Below are 21,274 nucleotides of genomic sequence, written 5' to 3'. Positions count from 1 at the left end.
CCCCAGGTTGAAGGAGAGAGCGTAAATGCCAATGAAAGATTTTAGTATATTATTAGGTGTTATATTGATAGTGATTATGTTAATCATACCTCTTCCTACAGGCATGATTGACTTTTTAATCATCATTAACATATCAATTGCGCTCTTAATTATATTAGTTTCCATGAATACGAGAGAACCTCTCCAGTTTTCTATATTTCCTACCTTGCTCTTGTTAATTACGTTATTTCGCTTAGGACTTAACGTATCTACGACAAGGGCAATACTAGGAAATCAGGGGGACGCGGGAAATGTCATTGAAACCTTTGGACAGTTTGTTGTCGGAGGTAACGCCCTCGTTGGTTTTGTAGTATTCGTAATACTTGTTGTTATTCAATTTATTGTAATTACAAAAGGTGCAGAGCGTGTATCTGAGGTTGGTGCTAGATTTACATTAGATGCTATGCCCGGTAAGCAAATGAGCATCGATGCAGATTTAAATGCTGGTATTATTTCAGATTCAGATGCTAGAGATCGCCGAAAAAAGATTGAACAAGAAGCTGATTTTTATGGTTCCATGGATGGTGCTAGTAAATTCGTTAAGGGTGACGCAATAGCAGGTATTGTAATTGTCATAATAAATATTATTTTTGGACTTGTTATAGGTATGGGACAAGAAGGTCTTGCTATAGGTGAGGCAGCAGGAAAATATACATTGTTAACTGTAGGGGATGGTTTAGTAAGTCAGATACCAGCCTTATTAGTATCAACTGCTACTGGTATCGTAGTGACAAGGGCTGCATCAGAAGGGAATTTGGGACATGACATCACCAAGCAATTACTTGCCTACCCAAAAATGCTGTACGTTGCAGGTGGAACGATTGCCCTACTTGGATTTTTTACTCCAATTCAAGCTGGTGTTACAACTGTAGTTGCTTTGATCCTTGGCGTTGGAGGCTTTATGTTAGAACGAAATGAAAAGTCAATACCCGAGTTGGAGGAGGCTAATGGTGATGGAGAAGAAGTAGAAGAGGATATTAAATCTCCAGAAAGTGTTGTTAACTTATTGCAAATTGATCCAATCGAATTTGAATTTGGATATGGATTAATACCTTTGGCAGATGCCAATCAAGGTGGGGATCTACTAGACAGGGTAGTAATGATTCGACGTCAACTTGCAATTGAGATGGGGATGATCGTTCCTGTTATTCGTATAAGGGACAATATACAGCTTCAACCGAATGAATATTCCATAAAAATTAAAGGGAATGAAATTGCAAAAGGTGAGCTTTTACTTGATCATTTTATGGCAATGAGTCCAGGGGTAGACGATGAGGAAATTGTAGGGATTGAAACAGTGGAACCAGCCTTTGGTTTACCAGCCATTTGGATTGCAGAAGATATGAAGGATCAGGCTGAATTGGCAGGGTATACAGTTGTTGATCCACCATCAGTTGTTTCAACTCATTTAACGGAAGTTATCAAAAGACACGCTCATGAGCTTATCGGACGACAGGAAACAAAACAATTAATAGATCATCTTAATGAATCATACCCAACATTAGTTGAGGAAGTAACACCAAACCCACTTTCAACTGGGGAAATACAGAAAGTATTGAGTAGTTTATTGAAGGAAAAGGTTTCTATTCGTAACTTACCAATAATTTTTGAAACATTAGCTGATTATGGTCAAATGACTAAAGACACTGATTTATTAACAGAATATGTAAGGCAAGCTTTGTCTCGTCAAATAACAAAGCAGTATGTGGCCGAAGGAGAATCACTTTATGTTCTAACTGTTAGCGGTTCAGTAGAGAAGCTATTAGCCGATGCGGTACAACAGACAGAGCATGGCAGCTTCTTAAATTTAGATCCAAATACAATGCAATCAATTATTGAGTCAACGATGACAGAGGTGGAACGCATGCAGGAAACAGGACAAATGCCTATTATATTATGCTCTCCTGCAGTGAGGATGTATGCGAGACATCTGTTAGAGAGGTATATACCACATATACCAGTGCTTTCTTACAATGAATTAGAGTCATATATTGAAGTTCAAAGCGTCGGGGTGGTGAATGTGAAGTGAAGGTAAAAAAAATTACAGCAAATTCAATGCCAGAAGCAATGACGAAGGTTAAGGAAGAGCTTGGGAATGATGCAGTTATTCTTAACACAAAAAAGGTTGAAACTGGAGGCTTCCTTGGCTTATTCACTAAAAAGAAAATAGAAGTAATTGCTGCAATTGATCCGAAAAGTAGACCGAGAGTCATTGAAAAAAAAATGACAAAGGTTAATAAAACGGCAAAGACAGATGCGGCGCAAGTTAGAAAAGAAACAAAACTAACTTCAGAAATAGCCGAGATAAAAGATATGATTAAAGGTATGAACGGACAACAGCAACGAATTTCTGCTGATCACTTCCCTGGTCATCTTAATGATTTGAACAAATTACTTAGTAATCAAGGGCTTGGTTTGGATCATCAAGCTCAAATTATGAACAACCTCCTAAAGCGTTGGTATACAGAGAATGGTGATGAAAAAGGTATTGATACACTACATGAATGGTTGAAGGAAGAAATTAGACATTATATAAATGGTTTTAAAGCTAATCCATTTACTTATGATAAGAAGTTTATCAATCTTGTTGGCCCCACTGGTGTTGGTAAAACAACAACAATTGCAAAAATAGCTGCGAAAGCTGCTTTGATTGACAAGAAAAGTGTAGCCTTTATTACTACAGATACTTTTAGAATTGCTGCGATTAATCAATTAAAAACTTATGGAGAAATTCTAAATGCACCAGTGGAGGTAGCTTACTCTATAGAGGATTTTCATCACGCTAAAGAAAAATTAAAAAATTACGATTTCATATTAGTGGATTCTGCAGGGAGAAATTTCCGTAATCCCCTTTATGTAGAACAACTGAAGAAAGTCATTGATTTTAATCATGAAATGGAAACACACCTCGTGCTCTCTTTAACATCAAAGTATAGTGATATGAAAAGGATTATAGAACAGTTTCAACTTATTAATATAAATAAAGTTATTTTTACAAAATCAGATGAAACAGACAGCTACGGCGCTATGATAAATGTCTTTAAAGACTATGAAATTAATTGTTCTTATATTACTAATGGTCAGAATGTACCAGATGATATACAAGAGCCAACAGTAGATATGTTAGTGAATTACATTGCAGGGGATATGAACAATGCATGATCAGGCTGCAATTCTAAGAAATAAAATGAAAGACTTTAGTAACCCACCTGAATCTATAAATACAAAAGTAATAGCAGTAGCTAGTGGGAAGGGTGGCGTAGGTAAATCAAGTTTCACTATTAATTTCGCATTAGCATTACAGGAAAAAAATAAAAAGGTCCTCATTATAGACCTAGATATTGGAATGGCAAATGTGGATATTATGTTAGGGCTGTCTGCAACTTATTCCATTGTTGATATGCTTGAAGGATCCATGCCAATTCACTCAATTATTTCTAGTGGACCTGCTGGCATCTCCTTTATATCTGGAGGGTCTGGATTGAATGAGTTATTTCAAATGGATGAATTGAAGAAGAATTTTTTTCTCCAACAATTAGCTATGTTATCAGGTTATGAATATATTTTATTTGACCTTGGTGCTGGTGTTACTAAAGACAGCCTACAGTTTTTAATGTCAGCCCATGAAGTTTTTATTATTACAACTCCTGATCCAACATCTGTTACGGACGCTTATGGTTTAATTAAGTACCTTCATCATGAAGATAAAGATATACCATTGTTTTTAGTGGTTAACAGAGTGCGAACTAAAAAAGAAGGGCAGGCTACTGCAAATAGTGTGTCTAGGGTTTGTGAGCAGTTTCTAAATAAGAACATAAATTATTTAATCTCCATTCCTGAGGACGATGCTGTTTGGAAAGGTGTCCGCTCGCAGTCACCGTTTGTACTAATATCACCTAGAGCTGCATCATCAGTCGCAATCTTTGAAGCAGTTAATCGTTTTTTATATGGTAATGGCAATGAAATAAAAGAAACATCTCTTACTGGTTTCGTCACAAAACTTAAAAGCTTTTTTTACACCAAGGGGAGGTAAGAGAAATGATAAAAGTGATGGTAGTCGATGATTCTGCTTTTATGAGGAAGATGCTATCAGATCTCATTGAACAGGATGGACGAATCCAAGTTATCGCAACAGCAAGAAACGGGGTAGATGCATTAGAGAAAATATCAAAGTATAACCCCGATGTGATAACGTTGGATGTTGAAATGCCTGTTATGAATGGGATTGAAGCATTAAAAAACATCATGGCACGTCACCCAAAGCCTGTCATTATGGTTTCTAGTACTACTAAAGAAGGAGCGGATACTACCATCCAGGCAATGGAATTTGGAGCATTTGACTTTATTCCGAAACCATCAGGATCTATTTCGCTCGATATTTATAAGGTGCAAAATGACTTAAATAATAAAATTGTTCATGCAGCTAGAACACCTTTGAAAATCCTGAACAAAAGTAATGAAAATAACATAACGACTGAAACAGATCCAAATAGGTTAATAGAAAGTACCCGCAATTTTGTTGTGAGAGAAAATAATAACAATCTACCTTTATTAGATTCCAGAATGATTGTTGCAATTGGGACATCAACAGGCGGGCCCAAAGCACTACAAAAAATTCTACCTGAGATAAGAGAAGATTTTCCGGCACCCATATTAATTGTGCAACATATGCCAAAAGGCTTTACAAAATCTCTTAGTGAAAGACTTAATAAACTGAGTAATATCACTGTTAAAGAGGCAGAAGATGGTGAAATTTTGAAAAAAGGTATTGCATATATTGCTCCAGGTGGCTACCATTTAAAAGTAAGGGGTGTTGGGACTTCCGTCGTAGTTAAATTGGACCAATCCCCTTTAATGAATGGTCATCGGCCATCGGTGGATACGATGTTTTATTCACTTGCTCAATTAAAAGATCAAGACGTACTTGCTGTTATTTTAACAGGAATGGGGTCAGATGGTACGAAAGGTTTGAAAGTACTAAAGGAATCGAATAAAACGATTGCTCTAGCCGAATCTGAAGCCACTGCAATTGTCTATGGAATGCCAAGAGCAGCTATAGAGTCTAAGTATGTTGATGATGTTGTAACATTAAATAAAGTAGCAACAACAATCGAGAAATATAGTATCTAAAGGAGGCAATCCCATTGGAAAGAAATCAGTATTTAGATATGTTTATTGATGAAAGTAAAGACCATTTACAATCCTTAAATGATAACCTATTAAAATTAGAAAGTGATCCAAATGAGGAAGCGATCATTAGTGAAATTTTCCGATCAGCCCATACTTTAAAGGGGATGTCTGCAACGATGGGGTATGACGATATTGCTAGCCTCACTCACCAGATGGAAAATGTTCTTGATGGGATTCGAAATAAAACAGTTCAAGTAACAAGCGAAATTATTGATACTATATTCAGTTCAGTTGATGCATTAGAAGAGATGGTTGAAGACATTGAAAATGGGGGCAGTGGAAAAAAGAATGTAATTGCTATTGTTTCGGAGTTAGAGAGGCTAGAAAAAGGGGAATCTGCTAATGAAATTGCAGCAGGAGTAGATACTCTACCTGTAAATACGATAGAAAACTCTTCATATCCTACCTACGATGATTTCGAGTTAACAGTACTAAGTCAATCACAAGAACAAGGATACCATACATTTTACATAACCATTAGATTGCGAGAAGACTGTATCTTAAAGGCTGCTAGAGTTTATATGGTTTTTCAAGTGCTAGAGCAGCTTGGTGAAATCATCAAGGCCGTGCCTCCAGTTGAAGAATTGGAAGAAGAGGACTTTGATAATGAATTTACTGTTACCCTCGTAACGAAGGATACTGCCGAATCAGTGGAAAGCAAAGTACTAAAGGTTTCTGAAATAGATTCAGTTGACCTCGTAAATATTGATTTAAATAAACTGTCTGCTTCAAAAGGTAACGAACAAGAAATAGAAGAGCAAGATAGTGTTAGTGAGCCAGTTTCAGTAGTTGAAGAAAATGAAGGAGTAGTTGATACATCTAAGGGTGAATCCTCAACTAAAGCTTCTGGGAAAACAATACGAGTTAATATTGATAGATTAGATAATCTAATGAACTTATTCGAAGAACTGGTAATAGACAGGGGACGGTTAGAACAGATTTCTAAAGAGGTTAGCAGTAAGGAATTGACTGAGACTGTTGAGCACATGTCGAGGATATCAGGTGACCTACAAAATATCATTTTGAATATGAGAATGGTCCCTGTAGAACAAGTCTTTAATCGTTTTCCAAGAATGGTTCGTGGATTGGCAAAGGACTTAAATAAAGAAGTAAATCTTGAAATCATTGGAGCTGAAACAGAACTAGACCGTACTGTAATTGATGAAATTGGGGATCCTTTAGTACATTTACTAAGAAACTCCATTGATCATGGACTAGAAACAACAGAAAAGCGAGTGACAGCTAATAAAAATCCACAAGGTAAAATAACATTAAAAGCATATCACAGTGGTAATCATGTGTTTATTGATGTTACGGATGATGGTGCAGGAATAAATCGGGAAAAGGTGTTGGAAAAAGCCATCAACAACGGAGTAGTGTCAAGAGAAATTGGTGCTACCTACACTGATGAACAAGTATATGAGTTATTATTTGCTAGTGGATTGAGCACTGCTGAAAAGTTATCTGATATATCTGGTCGAGGAGTTGGACTAGATGTAGTCAAAAATAAAATAGAATCACTTGGAGGTAGCGTGACAGTAACATCTGGGTTAGGTGAGGGGACAACCTTTTCAATCCAGTTACCTTTAACTTTATCCATACTATCAGTGATGCTCGTAGAAGTACAAAAGGAAGTGTATGCTATTCCACTATCCTCTGTTATTGAAACAGCGATTATTACTAAGGAAGAGATTTTCTCGGCACATAATCAAAAAGTAATTGATTTTAGGGGAAGAGTGGTCCCATTAATTGATTTAACTCATTTCTTTGACGTTCCAGAGACAGTAGAACACGGTGATTTTTATTCTATTGTTATTGTTAGAAAGGGAGACAAGATGGCTGGGTTAATTGTTAGCTCCTTTATCGGTCAGCAGGAAATAGTTTTAAAGGCATTAGGAAGTTACTTAACTGGTGTGTTTGCTATTTCCGGAGCAACAATTCTTGGAAATGGAGAAGTGGCATTAATTGTAGATTGTAATTCGTTAATAAAATAGAAACTATACATGAAAGAACTATGTACGATCTTATTGACAAATGGGATAATATATTCATAGATATTGTCGAATTTAGGAGAAAAAACCTAGGAGGGTTAAGCCATGAGTGAAGTGTCAATGGAAGAGCTAAAAGTAATAGTGTTTCAGTTACAAGATGAGGAATATGGTGTAAGTGTTGATCAAGTTCGATCAATTGAACGTATCCAGCATATTACACGTGTTCCAAAAACACCTGATTTTGTCAAAGGAGTAATTAATTTAAGAGGTGTAGTCACTCCTATTATTAATCTAAGAAGCCGTTTTGATATAGAGGAAATGGAGTATACGGATAGTACTAGAATTATTATTGTATCAGTAGAAGATATGAATGTTGGTTTAATCGTTGATGCTGCCAACGATGTCATTGATATCCCCGTAAATGCAATAGAACCACCACCGGAAATTGTAGGTGGAATAGAAGTTAATTATCTTCGAGGTGTAGCGAAACTAGACAAAAGGCTCCTCATATTGCTTGATCTTAATTACGTTTTAGATCGTGACGAGTTAAAAGAAATAAAAGCACTTGAGGCAACGATGTAATGAATTATTTAGAGCGAATCCAAGCTCCACACCTTGATATATTAAAAGAGGTGGGGAACATTGGTGCAGGTCATGCAGCTACTGCGTTATCTAAAATGCTAAATAAATCAATAGACATGGCTGTACCTTCTGTGAAAATCGTTCATTTAAGTGAAGTTAGTGAATTTGTTGGTGGAGACGAAATGGTGGTAGCTGCAATTTTCCTTCGTTTACAAGGAGATGCGCCAGGTAATATGTTCTTTATGCTTCCTCTCGAAGAAGCAACCAGGTTAATCCAACAAGTAACAGATGATTACACAATTAGTAGTGGAAATCTTACTGAAAATGAAATAGGGATGTCAGCCTTATGTGAATTGGGAAATATTCTTGCTGGATCATATTTAAGCGCATTATCAGACTTTACATCTTTAAATTTACAACCAACACCACCAGCCTTAGCAATTGACATGGCGATGGCAATTTTAAGTCATGGACTAATAGAGGTCTCCAAAGCAGGGGATTATGCAATCGTAATAGATACTAAAATAAGTGATAAGGATGACACAACTCAGAGTAAAGGACATTTCTTCCTTCTTCCAGATCCAGAATCCTTTAAAATCATTTTTCATTCATTAGGAGTAAAAATTGATGAGTAATGTTATTCAAGTGGGAATGGCTGACCTTAAATATGCGAATTCCCCAAATAAAATTAGGACTTCTGGTCTTGGCTCATGTGTGGGCCTTATCATATATGATGAAAGAGAAAAAAAATGTGGTATGGCACATATTATGCTTCCTGAATCAAGCTTGGCAAGAAATGGTGTCCTTCACCGACCTAAATATGCAGATACAGCAATTGAGGATCTAGTAAAAAGATTTGTAGATGAGGGATCTCCAGTATATAGACTAAAGGCCAAAATTGCTGGTGGAGCGCAAATGTTTAATTTTTCATCTACAAATGAAGTCATGCGTATTGGTCCACGTAATGCAGAAGCGGTTAAGGTCCTGTTGGAAGAATATAAAATAAAGCTTATTAGTGAAGATGTAGGTGGAAATTCAGGGCGAACGATAGAATTTAACCCAGATAATAGCATTCTTCAAATAAAAACTATTAACAAAGGAATAAAAGAAATTTAGTAGATTGTTGTGATTAGACTAAACATATTCAATTTTCATGGTAGCATTTATAAATAAATTTACAGACCAAGGATTAGTAGGAGGGGTTTCCATGCCACAAATCAATGTTAATACGGAACTAAAACAGGATTGGGATTGTTGGAATGAAACCCGCGATTCAATAGCATGTGATAGGCTTGTTAGGGCTTATATGCCTCTAGTAGATTATCATGTCAATCGGATCAGTTCCACTTTACCAAGGAATGTTCATGTAGATGACTTAAAAAGTAATGGTATGTTAGGTTTACTTGATGCATTGGAAAAATTTGATCCTAAAAGAGATTTGAAATTTGATACATATGCCTCATTTAGGATTAGGGGAGCTATCATTGATGGTTTACGCCAACAGGATTGGCTTCCAAGATCAGTTCGAGAAAAGACGAAAAAGATTGAACAGACGGTAGAAAAATTGGAACAGGAATATGGTCGGTATGTTACTTCAGAAGAAGTTGCAGCATCTCTTGGAATCGGAGAAGATGAAGTATTGCGCACAATGAATGAAAACTTTATCGGAAATCATTTATCAATTGATGAAACGGCAAACGATGATAATGATGTGACATTTAGTGCAACGATTATGGATAACAAGCAGTTGACACCTGAGGCACGTTTAAATAAAAAAGCGGATATGGAAGAACTGACAAAAGTTATCCAATCACTAAATGAGAAAGAACAACTTATCATTAGCTTATTTTATTTTGAAGAACTCACACTGACAGAAATAGGTCACATAATGAACCTCACCACTTCTAGAATATCGCAAATACACTCAAAAACTATTTTTAAGCTACAAAGCAGACTACAGAGTATGAAAGAAACAGATTGAGGTATATGTCAGGGGGGATTTAAATTGGAAGGACTTTATGACTCGTTTATAATTGAAATTTCCGAGGATAACATGGCAGGGTGGTTAAAGCAAATAGGAAAAAACGAATCTCCCATAACGAAAGAGGCATTGGATAAATATATAGAAGAACATGGTATTGTCTACGGGGTAATAAAAGAAAACGTAAGTCAAGTTATTGATAATAGAGCAGTATTCCCGATCATTATCGCAAAAGGTACAAAGCCCCAAAATGGTGAAAACGCTTATTTATTGCCTATATTTCCAGAGAATTGCGACAAAAGTCAAGATGAAAATGAAACAGTCGACCTTAGGGAAGTTAAAAAGATCCCATCTGTTACACAAGGGTCAATTGTTGGAAAAAAAGTTGATAAAGTAGACCAAGTGGACGGTATGGATATTCTCGGTAATGAAGTGAAAGGAAAGCCACCACGAGACTTTATATTAAGACCAGGTAAAAATACTAGAGTTAGTGATGATAATCATCAAATTATTTCTTTAATTGATGGGCAAATTGTTGCTGAAAAGAAAGTTATCCATGTTTTTCCTGTTTATGAAATTAATGGGGATCTTGACCTTAAAGAAGGTAATGTAGATTTTGTAGGCAACGTGAATATTCGAGGCAGTGTCCCTTCAGGCTTTAAAATAAAAGCAAAAGGTGATGTACGAATTCATGGAAGTGTTGAAGGTGCTGAAATTGAAGCGGGTGGGTCTATCTACATTAACCAAGGTGTTGTCGCCCAAGGAAAAGGATTAATAAAAGCACATGGAGACCTCCATACATCATTTATTAATCAAGGGAACATTCATGTTGACGGTGATGTTCATGTTCTCCAGTCTATCCTCCACAGTAATGTTTCAGCCCAAAAATGCGTGTATTGTTACCGAGGACGTGGAAACATAGTGGGTGGAAAGGTGTTTGCTGGAAAAGGAATTGTCGTAAATGAAGCAGGAAATTCTATGAGTACTCCCACAACTTTATTTGTTGGGGTAAATCAACATATAATTGAGAAGGAAGCTTATTTTAAGCTAGAAATTGAAAAGAGTAAAGCCGAGCTTGAAAAGATGAACCTATTGCTTCAGAAAATATCCTCACAAGGATCTGATCAAGATCTGTCACCAAAACTTAGAATTATGAAGCTCAGATTAAGGAATACAATAAGAGAGACAGAGACAAATCTATTAGACTATATAGAAAGTCTATCTGAAAGTGAAGAGATATTTGATGAGCAACTAAATGCTACTGTTAAGGTGAAAAGAACCGTATATCCAAATACATCTATTCATTATGGTAAATATAAGCGTAAAATTATAAGTAAACATCAGTCTGTTGTATTTAAGTTTGATAAAAATGAAATCATTTTTGATGTCTTATAATAGATGGAGGGGATGGAATGGGGGGCTTAAAATCAATTGAACTACAAGTAGCCTTACCGCGAACACAAACAGCTGGCAAAATACAAGATCAACTACAGCAACGTGGCCCTAATGTGCAACATCACATCTCACAAAATCAACTAGAAGAGTCAGTTAAAAAGAGAACTCAAGTAACAGAAACAGAGCATGCTGAAAAGAAAAGATTAAATAATGATTCTGAGAAAGAGAAGAAGAATAGTCAGCAATATAACAAAAAACAAATGAAGGTTGATTCTAAAGGGGAAGATTTCGAGGATCATCCTTTTAAAGGTAAGCATTTTGATGTGAAATGGTAAGGAGTTAGCTAAAATGGGATATTTAATTACCGTAAGCTTTATACTTCATTTTATTAGTTTTTTTATAATCATTATTCTATTTCAAAGACAAACTAAGTATCAGCCAGATCAAAAGAAAGAAATGAAGGAAATGGAAGATATGCTATTGTCATTCACAGAAGAGATGAAAGAAAACAATGAAAAACTAGTAAAACTAATTAGTAAAAATAGTGCAGTAAGCGTAAAAAAGACAAATTATACAGAAGCTCAAGAAGATCAGCTACCCTCGATTAAACCAAATCATCAAAATAATTTGGAAGAGCAATCTCCAGTATTTGATCATCGAATGATGGGTGAAGACGATTACGAAAAGTATGAACCTCCCGTTCCGGAAGAAGAGGCAATTGAAGTCAATACATCTAGTACTTCGCAAGTTTTGAAGCTTCACAAAGATGGCCTCACTGTCGATGAAATTGCTAAAAAATTAGAAATGGGTGCTGGAGAAGTACAACTTCTATTAAAATTCTACAAATAATTTAATCACGCACTTGTCATCAATGTGACAATATGATATATTAATTCTCGGTGTTAATCACACACGTCTCCTGATTTAAGTAATGGTGCTACTGATGTAGTTTTACTTAAAGCGGATGGAGGCGGAGGAATAAAAACCAAGAGGAGGTGTGTGGAATGGCAGTGATTTCCATGAAACAATTATTAGAAGCTGGGGTACACTTCGGACATCAAACACGTCGTTGGAACCCTAAAATGGATCGCTACATCTTCACAGAAAGAAACGGTATTTACATTATTGACCTACAAAAAACAGTTAAAAAGGTAGACGAAGCGTTTAACTACGTTCGTGACCTAGCTGGACAAGGCGGAACTGTACTTTTTGTTGGTACGAAAAAACAAGCTCAGGAAGCTGTTAAGGAAGAAGCTGAGCGTAGTGGAATGTATTTTATTAACCAACGTTGGTTAGGTGGTACATTAACTAACTTTGATACAATCCGTAAGCGTATTGGTCGCCTTAAAGATTTAGAGCGTATGCAGGAAGATGGTACATTTGAAGTACTTCCTAAAAAAGAAGTTGTACTTCTTAAAAAGGAAATGGATCGTTTAGAAAAATTCCTAGGTGGAATTAAAGATATGGTGAAACTTCCAGATGCTTTATTCATTATCGATCCACGTAAAGAAAGAATTGCTGTTGCTGAAGCGCGTAAGTTAAATATTCCAATCGTAGGTATCGTTGATACAAACTGTGATCCGGATGAAATTGACTACGTAATTCCTGGTAACGATGATGCAATTCGTGCAGTACGTTTATTAACTGCGAAAATGGCTGATGCTATTATAGAAGCAAACCAAGGTGAAGAAACAACTGCTTAAGACGTTCCTAAAGGGTGATAGAGGGCTAGACCCTTTATCACCCTTTTTTAAACTATTATTACATGGTAACTGAGCATAGTTTTTATAGACTATGATCAAAATGTAAATAATAGAAAAAGCAGACACAGAATGTTCTATCGTTTTTAACAGTTATTCACACATACATAAGTGTTTATTTTCGGTAGACACATGAATACTATGATATATTTGAAGGAGGAATTCTCATGGCTATTACAGCTAGTATGGTAAAAGAACTGCGCGAAAAAACTGGTGCAGGTATGATGGATTGTAAAAAGGCGTTAACTGAAACTGATGGTGATATGGAAAAAGCAATTGATTTCCTTCGTGAAAAAGGGATTGCTAAAGCTGCTAAGAAAGCAGACCGTGTTGCTGCTGAAGGTTTAGCACACGTAAAGGTTGACGGTAACCGTGCTGTTATTGTTGAAATTAACTCAGAAACAGACTTCGTATCTAAAAACGAAAACTTTATTAATCTTGTGGATACAGTTGCTACTCATATTTTGAAAAATAGTCCAGCAAATGTTGAAGAAGCTCTTACACAGAACTTTGAAGGTGAAGGAGATACATTAAACAACTACATCAATAACCAAATTGCAAAAATTGGTGAAAAAATCTCTTTACGCCGCTTTGAAATCGTAGAGCGTGCAGATAATCAAGCTTTCGGTGAGTATATTCATATGGGTGGCCGAATTGGTGTATTAGCCCTACTAGATGGTACATCAGACGAATCTTTAGCGAAGGACATTGCTATGCACGTAGCAGCAATTAATCCTAAATATGTAAGCCGCGATGAAGTTTCTGAAGAAGAAGTTTCCCGTGAGCGCGAAGTGTTAAAGCAACAAGCATTAAACGAAGGAAAGCCTGAAAAAATCGTTGAAAAAATGGTTGAAGGTAGACTAAGCAAATATTTTGAGGATATCTGCTTAAATGACCAGCCGTTTGTAAAAGATGGAGATCAAAAGGTTGGCAAATATGTGTCTTCTAAAGGTGCTTCAGTAAAACTATTCTTCCGTTATGAAGTGGGAGAAGGTATGGAGAAACGTGAAGATAACTTTGCTGAAGAAGTTATGTCACAAGTGAAAAAAGACTAATAAAAGAGGGGCACATTGTGTCCCTTTTTCCTAAGATTCACTATATTAAAATTTTCCAAAAAGATTGGGAACGAGAGCATTGGAGGACATTATGGAAAAACCAAAATATAACCGAATTGTGCTAAAATTAAGTGGTGAGGCTCTTGCTGGAGATCAAGGCTACGGTATCGACCCAGTGGTTATTCAGTCCATTGCCAATCAAATAAAAGAAATAATGAAATTAGATGTTGAAGTAGCGATTATTGTTGGTGGAGGAAATATTTGGAGAGGTATGGCTGGAAGCGCGAAAGGGATGGACAGGGCGACAGCAGATTACATGGGCATGCTTGCTACTGTGATGAATTCTCTCGCTTTACAGGATAGCTTAGAAAATATCGATGTTCAAACAAGAGTTCAAACTTCAATTGAAATGCGTCAAGTTGCAGAGCCTTACATACGTAGGAGAGCTATACGCCACCTTGAAAAGAAACGCGTTGTTATATTTGCTGCTGGTACTGGTAACCCATATTTTTCAACAGATACAACTGCAGCGTTAAGGGCAGCGGAAATTGAAGCAGACGTTATATTAATGGCTAAAAATAAAGTGGACGGCGTATATAGTGCAGATCCATCTGTTGATGAAACAGCAGTTAAATATGAAAAACTTACTTATTTAGATTTATTAAAAGAAGGTCTTGCTGTAATGGATTCTACTGCGTCTTCCTTATGTATGGACAATGATATTCCACTTATTGTCTTTTCCATTATGGAAGAAGGAAATATTAAAAGAGCAGTTATGGGTGAAGAAATTGGAACAATAATAAGGGGGAAAGAATAATGTCACAAGACATCTTAAACCAAGCGAAAGAAAAGATGAACAAATCAGTTGAAGCCTACCGTAAAGAACTTGGAACGATTCGAGCTGGACGAGCTAACCCATCGTTATTAGACAAAGTACAAGTAGAGTATTATGGTATGATGACACCTTTAAACCAATTAGCTACTGTTTCAGTACCAGAAGCAAGAATGCTTACGATCCAACCGTTTGACAAATCTTCCATTTCTGATATTGAACGGGCGATTCAAATGGCTGATTTAGGTCTATCTCCAACTAATGATGGTAACATTATTCGTATTGCCATTCCTGCTTTAACTGAAGAAAGAAGAAAAGAATTAGTTAAGATGACAGGTCGTTATACAGAGGAAGCGAAAGTAGCAGTTCGTAACATTCGTAGGGATGCAAACGACGAATTAAAGAAACAAGAAAAAGATGGGGAATTAACAGAAGACGATCTTCGCCGTAGTCAAGATGAAGTACAGCAGCTAACAGATAATGTCATTAAACAAATTGATGCGATAGCAAAAGAAAAAGAAGAAGAAATCATGGAAGTGTAATGAAAAACCATGTAAAATGAACAATGTAAAAGACCCTCTAAGAAAAGGGGGTTTTTTTACACTTTTCACCATACTGACGCATATTTAAAACTATACATACTGTGAGAGCAATCTGGGGGATAAGATGATGTTTAAAAAGATCAAAGACCACAATATGAATACAGGGCCTTACTATGACACATTAGAGGTGGAAAACATTCCAAATCATGTAGCGATTATTATGGATGGTAATGGAAGGTGGGCCAAGAAGCGTGGACTCCCTAGAATTGCAGGTCACCGGGAAGGTATGAGTGTGATCAGGAATATTGTGGAACAGGCAAATGAAATCGGAGTCAAAGTATTAACATTGTATGCCTTTTCTACAGAAAACTGGAAGAGGCCGAAAACGGAAGTTGATTTTTTAATGAGATTACCTGAATTATTTTTAGGGAAAGAGCTGCCTAAATTAATGGAGGAAAATGTTGTAGTAAGGTTAACTGGGTCAAAGGATAATTTACCAAAACATACGATTAGGGCAGTCGATAAAGCGATTGAGAAAACAAAGGATAATGATGGTTTAATTTTAAATTTTGCACTGAATTATGGAAGTCGTTCTGAAATTATTAACGCTGTGAAGCAAATGTATGACATGCTTGAAAATAATGGGTTGTCAAAAGATGATATTACAGAAGAGAAACTTGGCCAATTTCTTATGACATCGGAATTGCCAGATCCTGATTTATTAATTAGAACTAGTGGAGAAATCCGCTTAAGTAATTTTATGCTTTGGCAGTTGGCTTATGCGGAGTTTTGGTTCACAGAAGTTTTATGGCCAGATTTTACAAAAGAGGATTTTGTGGAAGCGATAGTTAGTTATCAAAGGCGAGCCCGCAGGTATGGGGGCGTATAGAGAGGAGAGTCATCATTGAAGCAACGATTAATTACAGCAGTTATTGCAGGAGCAGCTTTTGTAACATTAGTTATAATTGGTGAATGGCCATTTACTCTCTTAATGATTGCCTTAGCAAGTGTGGCAATGGGCGAACTAATACGGATGAAACAAATGAAACTCTTGTCCCCTATGAGTTTCTTAAGCTTCATTCTGATGTGGTTATTGCTTATTCCAGAGAAAATGACATCTTTGGAATGGCTTCATGTTCACAAGTTAGAATTGTTTTTATTGTTAATCGTTGTATTGCTTGCTTTAACTGTAGTTACAAAGAACTCCTTTACATTCGATGATGTAGGTTTCATTGTTCTAGCATCAGTATATACTGGATTAGGCTTTCATTATTTTATTTATACAAGATTTTTAGACGATGGCTTATTCTTACTTTTCTTTATCCTAATTTTAGTATGGTCGACTGACTCTGGAGCGTATTTCGCTGGAAGGAGTTTTGGGAAACACAAACTTTGGCCAGAAATAAGTCCTAAAAAGACAATAGAAGGGGCTATTGGTGGAATTTTAGTTGCTTTTTTAATTGGAATTACGTATGTTTTGTTTGTTCCAATATTTGACTCTTGGTTTATTACGGTTTTATTTATTTTTGTTGTATCCGTAACTGGCCAATTAGGAGACTTAGTGGAGTCAGCACTAAAGCGCCATTATTCAGTCAAAGATTCTGGACAAGTTTTACCTGGTCATGGAGGTATTCTAGACAGATTCGATAGTTTAATTTTTGTTATGCCTATCTTATACTTGTTAGGCCTTATCTGACCTCATGAGTATAAGGCAGCTTCATAGGTAAGTAATTAGTGTATTAAATGAGTAAAGGAGTTACTAATGAAGAAAATTAGTTTATTAGGCTCAACAGGATCTATAGGTACACAGACACTTGATGTCATCCGTGCCCATCAAAATGAATTTCAGCTTGTTAGCTTATCATTTGGAAGAAATATGGAACTAGGTCTTCAGCAAGTTCACGAATTTAAGCCAGAAGTGGTGAGTGTCCTCACAAAGGATATGGCCGACAAATTAAAGGTGGAGCTACCAGCTAACATAAAAGTATATTACGGAGAAGAAGGTTTGATAGAAGCTGCTGCATTTGAGAAGTCTGATATGCTTATTAACGCTGTTATGGGTAGTGTAGGACTCAAACCAACCTTAGCTGCAATTGAAGCAGGAAAGGATATTGGGATAGCCAATAAAGAGACACTAGTAACTGCTGGTCATATTGTCACTGAGGAAGCGAATAAATACGGTGTAAAATTAATACCAGTAGATAGTGAACATTCAGCTATATATCAATGTCTTCATGGTGATGTGGAAAAAGAAGTGAGGCGATTAATACTCACTGCTTCTGGGGGTAGCTTTAGAGACAAAAGTCTAGCTGAATTAGAAGGGGTTACAGTAAAAGAGGCACTAAATCACCCTAACTGGAATATGGGAGCCAAGATTACGATAGATTCCGCTACAATGATGAATAAAGGACTTGAAGTGATTGAAGCAAGATGGCTTTTTGATATGGATTATGAACAAATTGATGTGATTTTACATAAAGAAAGTATCATTCACTCAATGGTGGAATATATTGATGGTAGTGTACTAGCCCATTTGGGAACACCTGATATGCGTGTGCCCATTCAATATGCCATGTCCTATCCAAAAAGGCTTGATTTACACGGTGGAGAAAAGTTAAACTTATGGGAAGTTGGGACACTTCATTTTGAAGATCCCGACTTAGAGAGATTCCGCTGTTTAAAGCTTGCATTTGAAGCTGGTAAGGTAGGTGGAACGGCACCTACTGTTTTAAATGCAGCTAATGAGGTAGCAGTAGATGCTTTTTTAAATGGTAAAATACCATTTTTAGGTATTGATCATTTCGTGGAAAAGGCATTATCCTCTCATTCCATCATAAAGGCTCCATCATTAAACGATATTGTCATGGTGGATATTGAAACTAGAAGAAAAGTACAAACATATTTGAATTAAGGGTGTGATGCCATGAATACTTTTTTGTCTATCATTGTCATATTTGGACTTCTCGTTTTTATACACGAACTAGGGCATTTAATTTTTGCTAAGCGAGCAGGGATATTATGTCGCGAATTTGCCATCGGATTTGGTCCAAAGATTTTTTCTTTCAAAAAAGCTGAAACTGTTTATACGATTAGACTTCTTCCGTTAGGTGGTTTTGTTCGCATGGCTGGAGAAGACCCTGAAATGATTACAATCAAACCGGGGTACGAGATTGGATTACTTTTTAACAGGGCTGGTAAAGTAGATAAACTAATCATTAATAATAAGTCCAAACATTCTGACTGTAAAGTTATTCAAGTGGAGAAAATTGATCTTGAAAAAGATCTATTTGTCACGGGTTACGTAGCAGATGAAGAGGGATTAGTGACTTATGCTATTGATGAGAAAGCAGAATATGTACATGATGAAGTTCCAATGCAAATTGCTCCGTTAGATCGTCAGTTTGGTTCAAAAACGAAATTACAACGGGCGTTAGCTTTATTTGCAGGACCTATGATGAATTTTGTTCTAGCAATTGTTATTTTAACGTTTTATGCTTGGTTTGCAGGAATGCCTGTTGATGAGGCGCTAGTAGGTGATTTGACTGATGATGGAGTCGCAATTCAATCTGGGTTAGAAAGTGGAGATAGGATTGTTTCGATCGAAGGTCAACAAGTTGCCACATGGGAAGAAATGACGTCGATTATTCAATCAAGTCCAAATGAGCCTCTACTTTTTGAGATACAGAGGGACGGAGAACGCTTTGAAGTATCTATGACGCCGCAAGAAAGAGTAGGGCCTGATGAGCAAGTGCAAGGTGTAGTGGGTATTTTCCCAATGACTGAAAAAAATGTATTAGGTGCAGTGGCTTTTGGCTTCACCCAAACATACGAGTTTACAATGTTAATCTTTGAAGCATTAGGAATGCTTGTGACTGGTCAATTTACCCTTGATCATTTGGCTGGCCCAGTAGGTATATACAGTTATACAGATGAAGTGGCTGCAATGGGTTTCCTTGTACTCATGCAATGGACAGCCATCTTAAGCGTTAATCTAGGAATCATTAATTTACTTCCTTTACCTGCTCTTGATGGAGGAAGGCTATTATTTATTGGGGTGGAGGCCGTTAGAGGTAAACCGATAGACCCACAAAAGGAAGGGTTAGTACATTTTATAGGTTTTGCTTTACTCATGCTACTCATGTTAGTAGTAACATGGAACGATATAAACAAATTTTTCCTCTAAGGAACAAAACTGAGGTGGACTATGAAACAAAGTACATTTTTAGCACCCACATTGAGAGATGTACCAAGTGATGCAGATGTAAAAAGTCACCAGTTAATGCTGCGAGCTGGATTAATTCGTCAAAGTACGTCTGGGGTATATTCTTTCCTACCATTAGGATTGAAAGCACTAAAGAAAGTAGAAAACATAATTCGTGAAGAAATGGATATGGCAGGTGCTCAAGAACTACTTATGCCTGCTATACAGCCTGCAGAATTATGGCAGGAATCAGGACGTTGGGAAGCTTATGGCCCAGAATTAATGAGACTACACGACCGGCATGGCAGGGAGTTTGCATTAGGACCTACCCATGAAGAAGTCATTACAACGTTAGTAAGGGATGATATTCGTTCCTATAAGAAGTTACCAATGACTTTATATCAAATTCAAAATAAATTTCGAGATGAAAGAAGACCAAGATTTGGTGTTCTTAGATCAAGGGAATTTCTTATGAAAGATGCTTATTCATTTGATACGAGTGTTGAAGCGTTAGATGAGAGTTATCAAAAAATGTACGACGCATATACTACGATTTTTACACGCTGTGGATTGGATTTCCGGGCAGTGGAAGCAGATTCAGGTGCAATTGGTGGTACAGATACACATGAATTTATGGTATTGTCTGAAATAGGAGAAGATACTATTGCTTACTCCGATCAATCTGATTATGCTGCAAATATTGAAATTGCTGCTGTAAATGTAACATACGAAAAATCTGATGAAGAATTGTCTCATTTGAAATTGGTTGAAACTCCAGGGAAGAAAACAATTGAAGATGTGGCGAACTTCTTAGATGTCTCAAAAGAAAAATTAATTAAATCTGTTCTATTCATGGTAGATGGTGAACCTGTACTTGTATTAGTGCGTGGCGACCATGAAGTAAATGATGTGAAGATAAAGCACTTATTTGAAGCTACAATAGTGGAAATGGCTTCTGATGAGGAAATAAAAAAGTGGTTGCAAACTGTTCCAGGTTTTATTGGACCAGTAAATGTACAACAGGAAATTAAAGTAATTGCGGACCATGCTGTAGAGTCGATTGTTAATGGTGTATGTGGTGGTAATAGTGTGGATAAACATTATAAAAATGTAAATCCAGGCCGAGATTTTCAAGTGGCGAGCTATGGCGACCTAAGGAATATCCAGCCAGGAGATCCTTCACCTGATGGAAAAGGAACTATAATGTTCAAAGAGGGGATAGAGGTCGGCCATGTATTTAAGCTAGGCACGAAATATAGTGATGCAATGGGCGCAAACTTCCTCGATGAAAATGGGAAAAACAAACCAATGGTTATGGGTTGTTATGGAATAGGTGTATCTAGGATTGTTGCTGCTATTATTGAACAGCATCATGATGATGATGGCATCGTATGGCCTGCTTCTGTATCACCATTTGATATTCATCTAATTCCTGTTAATATGAAACAGGACGATCAGCGGGAGTTGGCTGAAGAGTTATACGTCCTGTTGAATAAAGAATACGATGTGTTATTCGACGATCGTGCAGAGAGACCAGGAGTTAAATTTAAAGACGCAGACTTATTCGGCTTCCCAGTTAGACTTACTATTGGAAAAAGGGCTAGTGAAGGGATTATAGAGATGAAAGTTCGTCACTCAGGAGAAGTGATTGAAATTCATAAAGACGAGTTAATTGAAGCTATAAAACAACAAATAAAGTAGAGAAT

At 36.7% G+C, this 21,274-nt stretch carries 21 protein-coding genes; all 21 read left to right on the top strand.

The genetic code is table 11. The features are described 5' to 3' along the window. Positions 1 to 25 precede the first annotated feature (25 nt). The 21 genes from flhA to BW724_RS13205 all read left to right on the top strand — a co-directional run bounded on the left by flhA (position 26) and on the right by BW724_RS13205 (position 21,269). Complete coding sequence (flhA, locus tag BW724_RS13305; protein ID WP_088075679.1) at positions 26 to 2,068, top strand: flagellar biosynthesis protein FlhA; 2,043 nt, start codon at positions 26 to 28, stop codon at positions 2,066 to 2,068. After that, positions 2,065 to 3,201: a flagellar biosynthesis GTPase FlhF gene (flhF, locus tag BW724_RS13300; protein WP_088075678.1), complete on the top strand. Its 1,137-nt coding sequence runs from the start codon at positions 2,065 to 2,067 to the stop codon at positions 3,199 to 3,201. Before flhA ends, flhF begins: the two co-directional genes overlap by 4 nt. Further along, positions 3,194 to 4,072, top strand: coding sequence for a MinD/ParA family protein (locus tag BW724_RS13295; RefSeq protein WP_088075677.1), 879 nt, complete (start codon positions 3,194 to 3,196; stop codon positions 4,070 to 4,072). Before flhF ends, BW724_RS13295 begins: the two co-directional genes overlap by 8 nt. A 5-nt stretch (positions 4,073 to 4,077) precedes the next feature. After that, a complete protein-coding gene (locus BW724_RS13290) occupies positions 4,078 to 5,169 on the top strand; it encodes a protein-glutamate methylesterase/protein-glutamine glutaminase (protein ID WP_088075676.1) in 1,092 nt (363 codons plus the stop codon). A gap of 14 nt (positions 5,170 to 5,183) precedes the next feature. Then, the gene (locus tag BW724_RS13285; protein WP_088075675.1) at positions 5,184 to 7,223 is read left to right on the top strand and encodes a chemotaxis protein CheA; all 2,040 of its coding nucleotides are present in this window, start codon (positions 5,184 to 5,186) and stop codon (positions 7,221 to 7,223) included. A gap of 102 nt (positions 7,224 to 7,325) precedes the next feature. Then, positions 7,326 to 7,802 (top strand): chemotaxis protein CheW, encoded by a 477-nt coding sequence (locus BW724_RS13280; protein ID WP_088075674.1) that lies wholly within the window; start codon positions 7,326 to 7,328, stop codon positions 7,800 to 7,802. After that, on the top strand, positions 7,802 to 8,437 hold the full coding sequence (locus tag BW724_RS13275; RefSeq protein WP_088075673.1) for a chemotaxis protein CheC: 636 nt from the start codon (positions 7,802 to 7,804) through the stop codon (positions 8,435 to 8,437). Before BW724_RS13280 ends, BW724_RS13275 begins: the two co-directional genes overlap by 1 nt. Continuing rightward, the gene (locus BW724_RS13270) at positions 8,430 to 8,918 is read left to right on the top strand and encodes a chemotaxis protein CheD (RefSeq protein ID WP_088075672.1); all 489 of its coding nucleotides are present in this window, start codon (positions 8,430 to 8,432) and stop codon (positions 8,916 to 8,918) included. Before BW724_RS13275 ends, BW724_RS13270 begins: the two co-directional genes overlap by 8 nt. A 91-nt stretch (positions 8,919 to 9,009) precedes the next feature. Beyond that, positions 9,010 to 9,783, top strand: coding sequence for a FliA/WhiG family RNA polymerase sigma factor (locus tag BW724_RS13265; protein WP_088075671.1), 774 nt, complete (start codon positions 9,010 to 9,012; stop codon positions 9,781 to 9,783). Between the two features lie 24 nt (positions 9,784 to 9,807). After that, positions 9,808 to 11,178, top strand: a complete 1,371-nt coding sequence (locus tag BW724_RS13260) for a DUF342 domain-containing protein (protein WP_088075670.1) — start codon at positions 9,808 to 9,810, stop codon at positions 11,176 to 11,178. A gap of 17 nt (positions 11,179 to 11,195) precedes the next feature. Then, positions 11,196 to 11,513 (top strand): hypothetical protein, encoded by a 318-nt coding sequence (locus BW724_RS13255; RefSeq protein WP_088075669.1) that lies wholly within the window; start codon positions 11,196 to 11,198, stop codon positions 11,511 to 11,513. Between the two features lie 13 nt (positions 11,514 to 11,526). Continuing rightward, positions 11,527 to 12,027 carry a DUF6115 domain-containing protein gene (locus tag BW724_RS13250; protein WP_088075668.1) on the top strand — a complete coding sequence of 167 codons (501 nt, stop codon included), beginning with the start codon at positions 11,527 to 11,529 and terminating at the stop codon, positions 12,025 to 12,027. A 155-nt stretch (positions 12,028 to 12,182) separates the two neighbouring features. After that, the gene (gene rpsB, locus BW724_RS13245) at positions 12,183 to 12,881 is read left to right on the top strand and encodes a 30S ribosomal protein S2 (protein ID WP_088075667.1); all 699 of its coding nucleotides are present in this window, start codon (positions 12,183 to 12,185) and stop codon (positions 12,879 to 12,881) included. A gap of 224 nt (positions 12,882 to 13,105) precedes the next feature. Then, on the top strand, positions 13,106 to 13,993 hold the full coding sequence (tsf, locus tag BW724_RS13240; RefSeq protein ID WP_088075666.1) for a translation elongation factor Ts: 888 nt from the start codon (positions 13,106 to 13,108) through the stop codon (positions 13,991 to 13,993). 91 nt (positions 13,994 to 14,084) lie between these two features. Beyond that, positions 14,085 to 14,810 (top strand): UMP kinase, encoded by a 726-nt coding sequence (gene pyrH, locus BW724_RS13235; RefSeq protein ID WP_088075665.1) that lies wholly within the window; start codon positions 14,085 to 14,087, stop codon positions 14,808 to 14,810. Then, positions 14,810 to 15,367 carry a ribosome recycling factor gene (frr, locus tag BW724_RS13230; protein ID WP_088075664.1) on the top strand — a complete coding sequence of 186 codons (558 nt, stop codon included), beginning with the start codon at positions 14,810 to 14,812 and terminating at the stop codon, positions 15,365 to 15,367. The genes pyrH and frr overlap by 1 nt, the downstream gene beginning before the upstream one ends. Positions 15,368 to 15,494: 127 nt before the next feature. Then, the gene (locus BW724_RS13225; protein WP_417891357.1) at positions 15,495 to 16,256 is read left to right on the top strand and encodes an isoprenyl transferase; all 762 of its coding nucleotides are present in this window, start codon (positions 15,495 to 15,497) and stop codon (positions 16,254 to 16,256) included. A 15-nt stretch (positions 16,257 to 16,271) separates the two neighbouring features. Next, positions 16,272 to 17,063 carry a phosphatidate cytidylyltransferase gene (locus tag BW724_RS13220; protein WP_088075662.1) on the top strand — a complete coding sequence of 264 codons (792 nt, stop codon included), beginning with the start codon at positions 16,272 to 16,274 and terminating at the stop codon, positions 17,061 to 17,063. 66 nt (positions 17,064 to 17,129) lie between these two features. Then, positions 17,130 to 18,278, top strand: coding sequence for a 1-deoxy-D-xylulose-5-phosphate reductoisomerase (locus tag BW724_RS13215; protein ID WP_088075661.1), 1,149 nt, complete (start codon positions 17,130 to 17,132; stop codon positions 18,276 to 18,278). Positions 18,279 to 18,290: 12 nt separating this feature from the next. Beyond that, positions 18,291 to 19,550 (top strand): RIP metalloprotease RseP, encoded by a 1,260-nt coding sequence (gene rseP, locus BW724_RS13210; RefSeq protein WP_088075660.1) that lies wholly within the window; start codon positions 18,291 to 18,293, stop codon positions 19,548 to 19,550. A gap of 21 nt (positions 19,551 to 19,571) precedes the next feature. Continuing rightward, positions 19,572 to 21,269, top strand: coding sequence for a proline--tRNA ligase (locus BW724_RS13205; protein WP_088075659.1), 1,698 nt, complete (start codon positions 19,572 to 19,574; stop codon positions 21,267 to 21,269). Positions 21,270 to 21,274 lie beyond the last annotated feature (5 nt).

This window comes from Litchfieldia alkalitelluris, from assembly GCF_002153425.1.
Classification (GTDB): domain Bacteria; phylum Bacillota; class Bacilli; order Bacillales; family Salisediminibacteriaceae; genus Evansella; species Evansella alkalicola.
The sequence above is the reverse complement of the archived record's forward strand: the minus strand, read 5'-3'. Positions and strand labels throughout refer to the sequence as shown.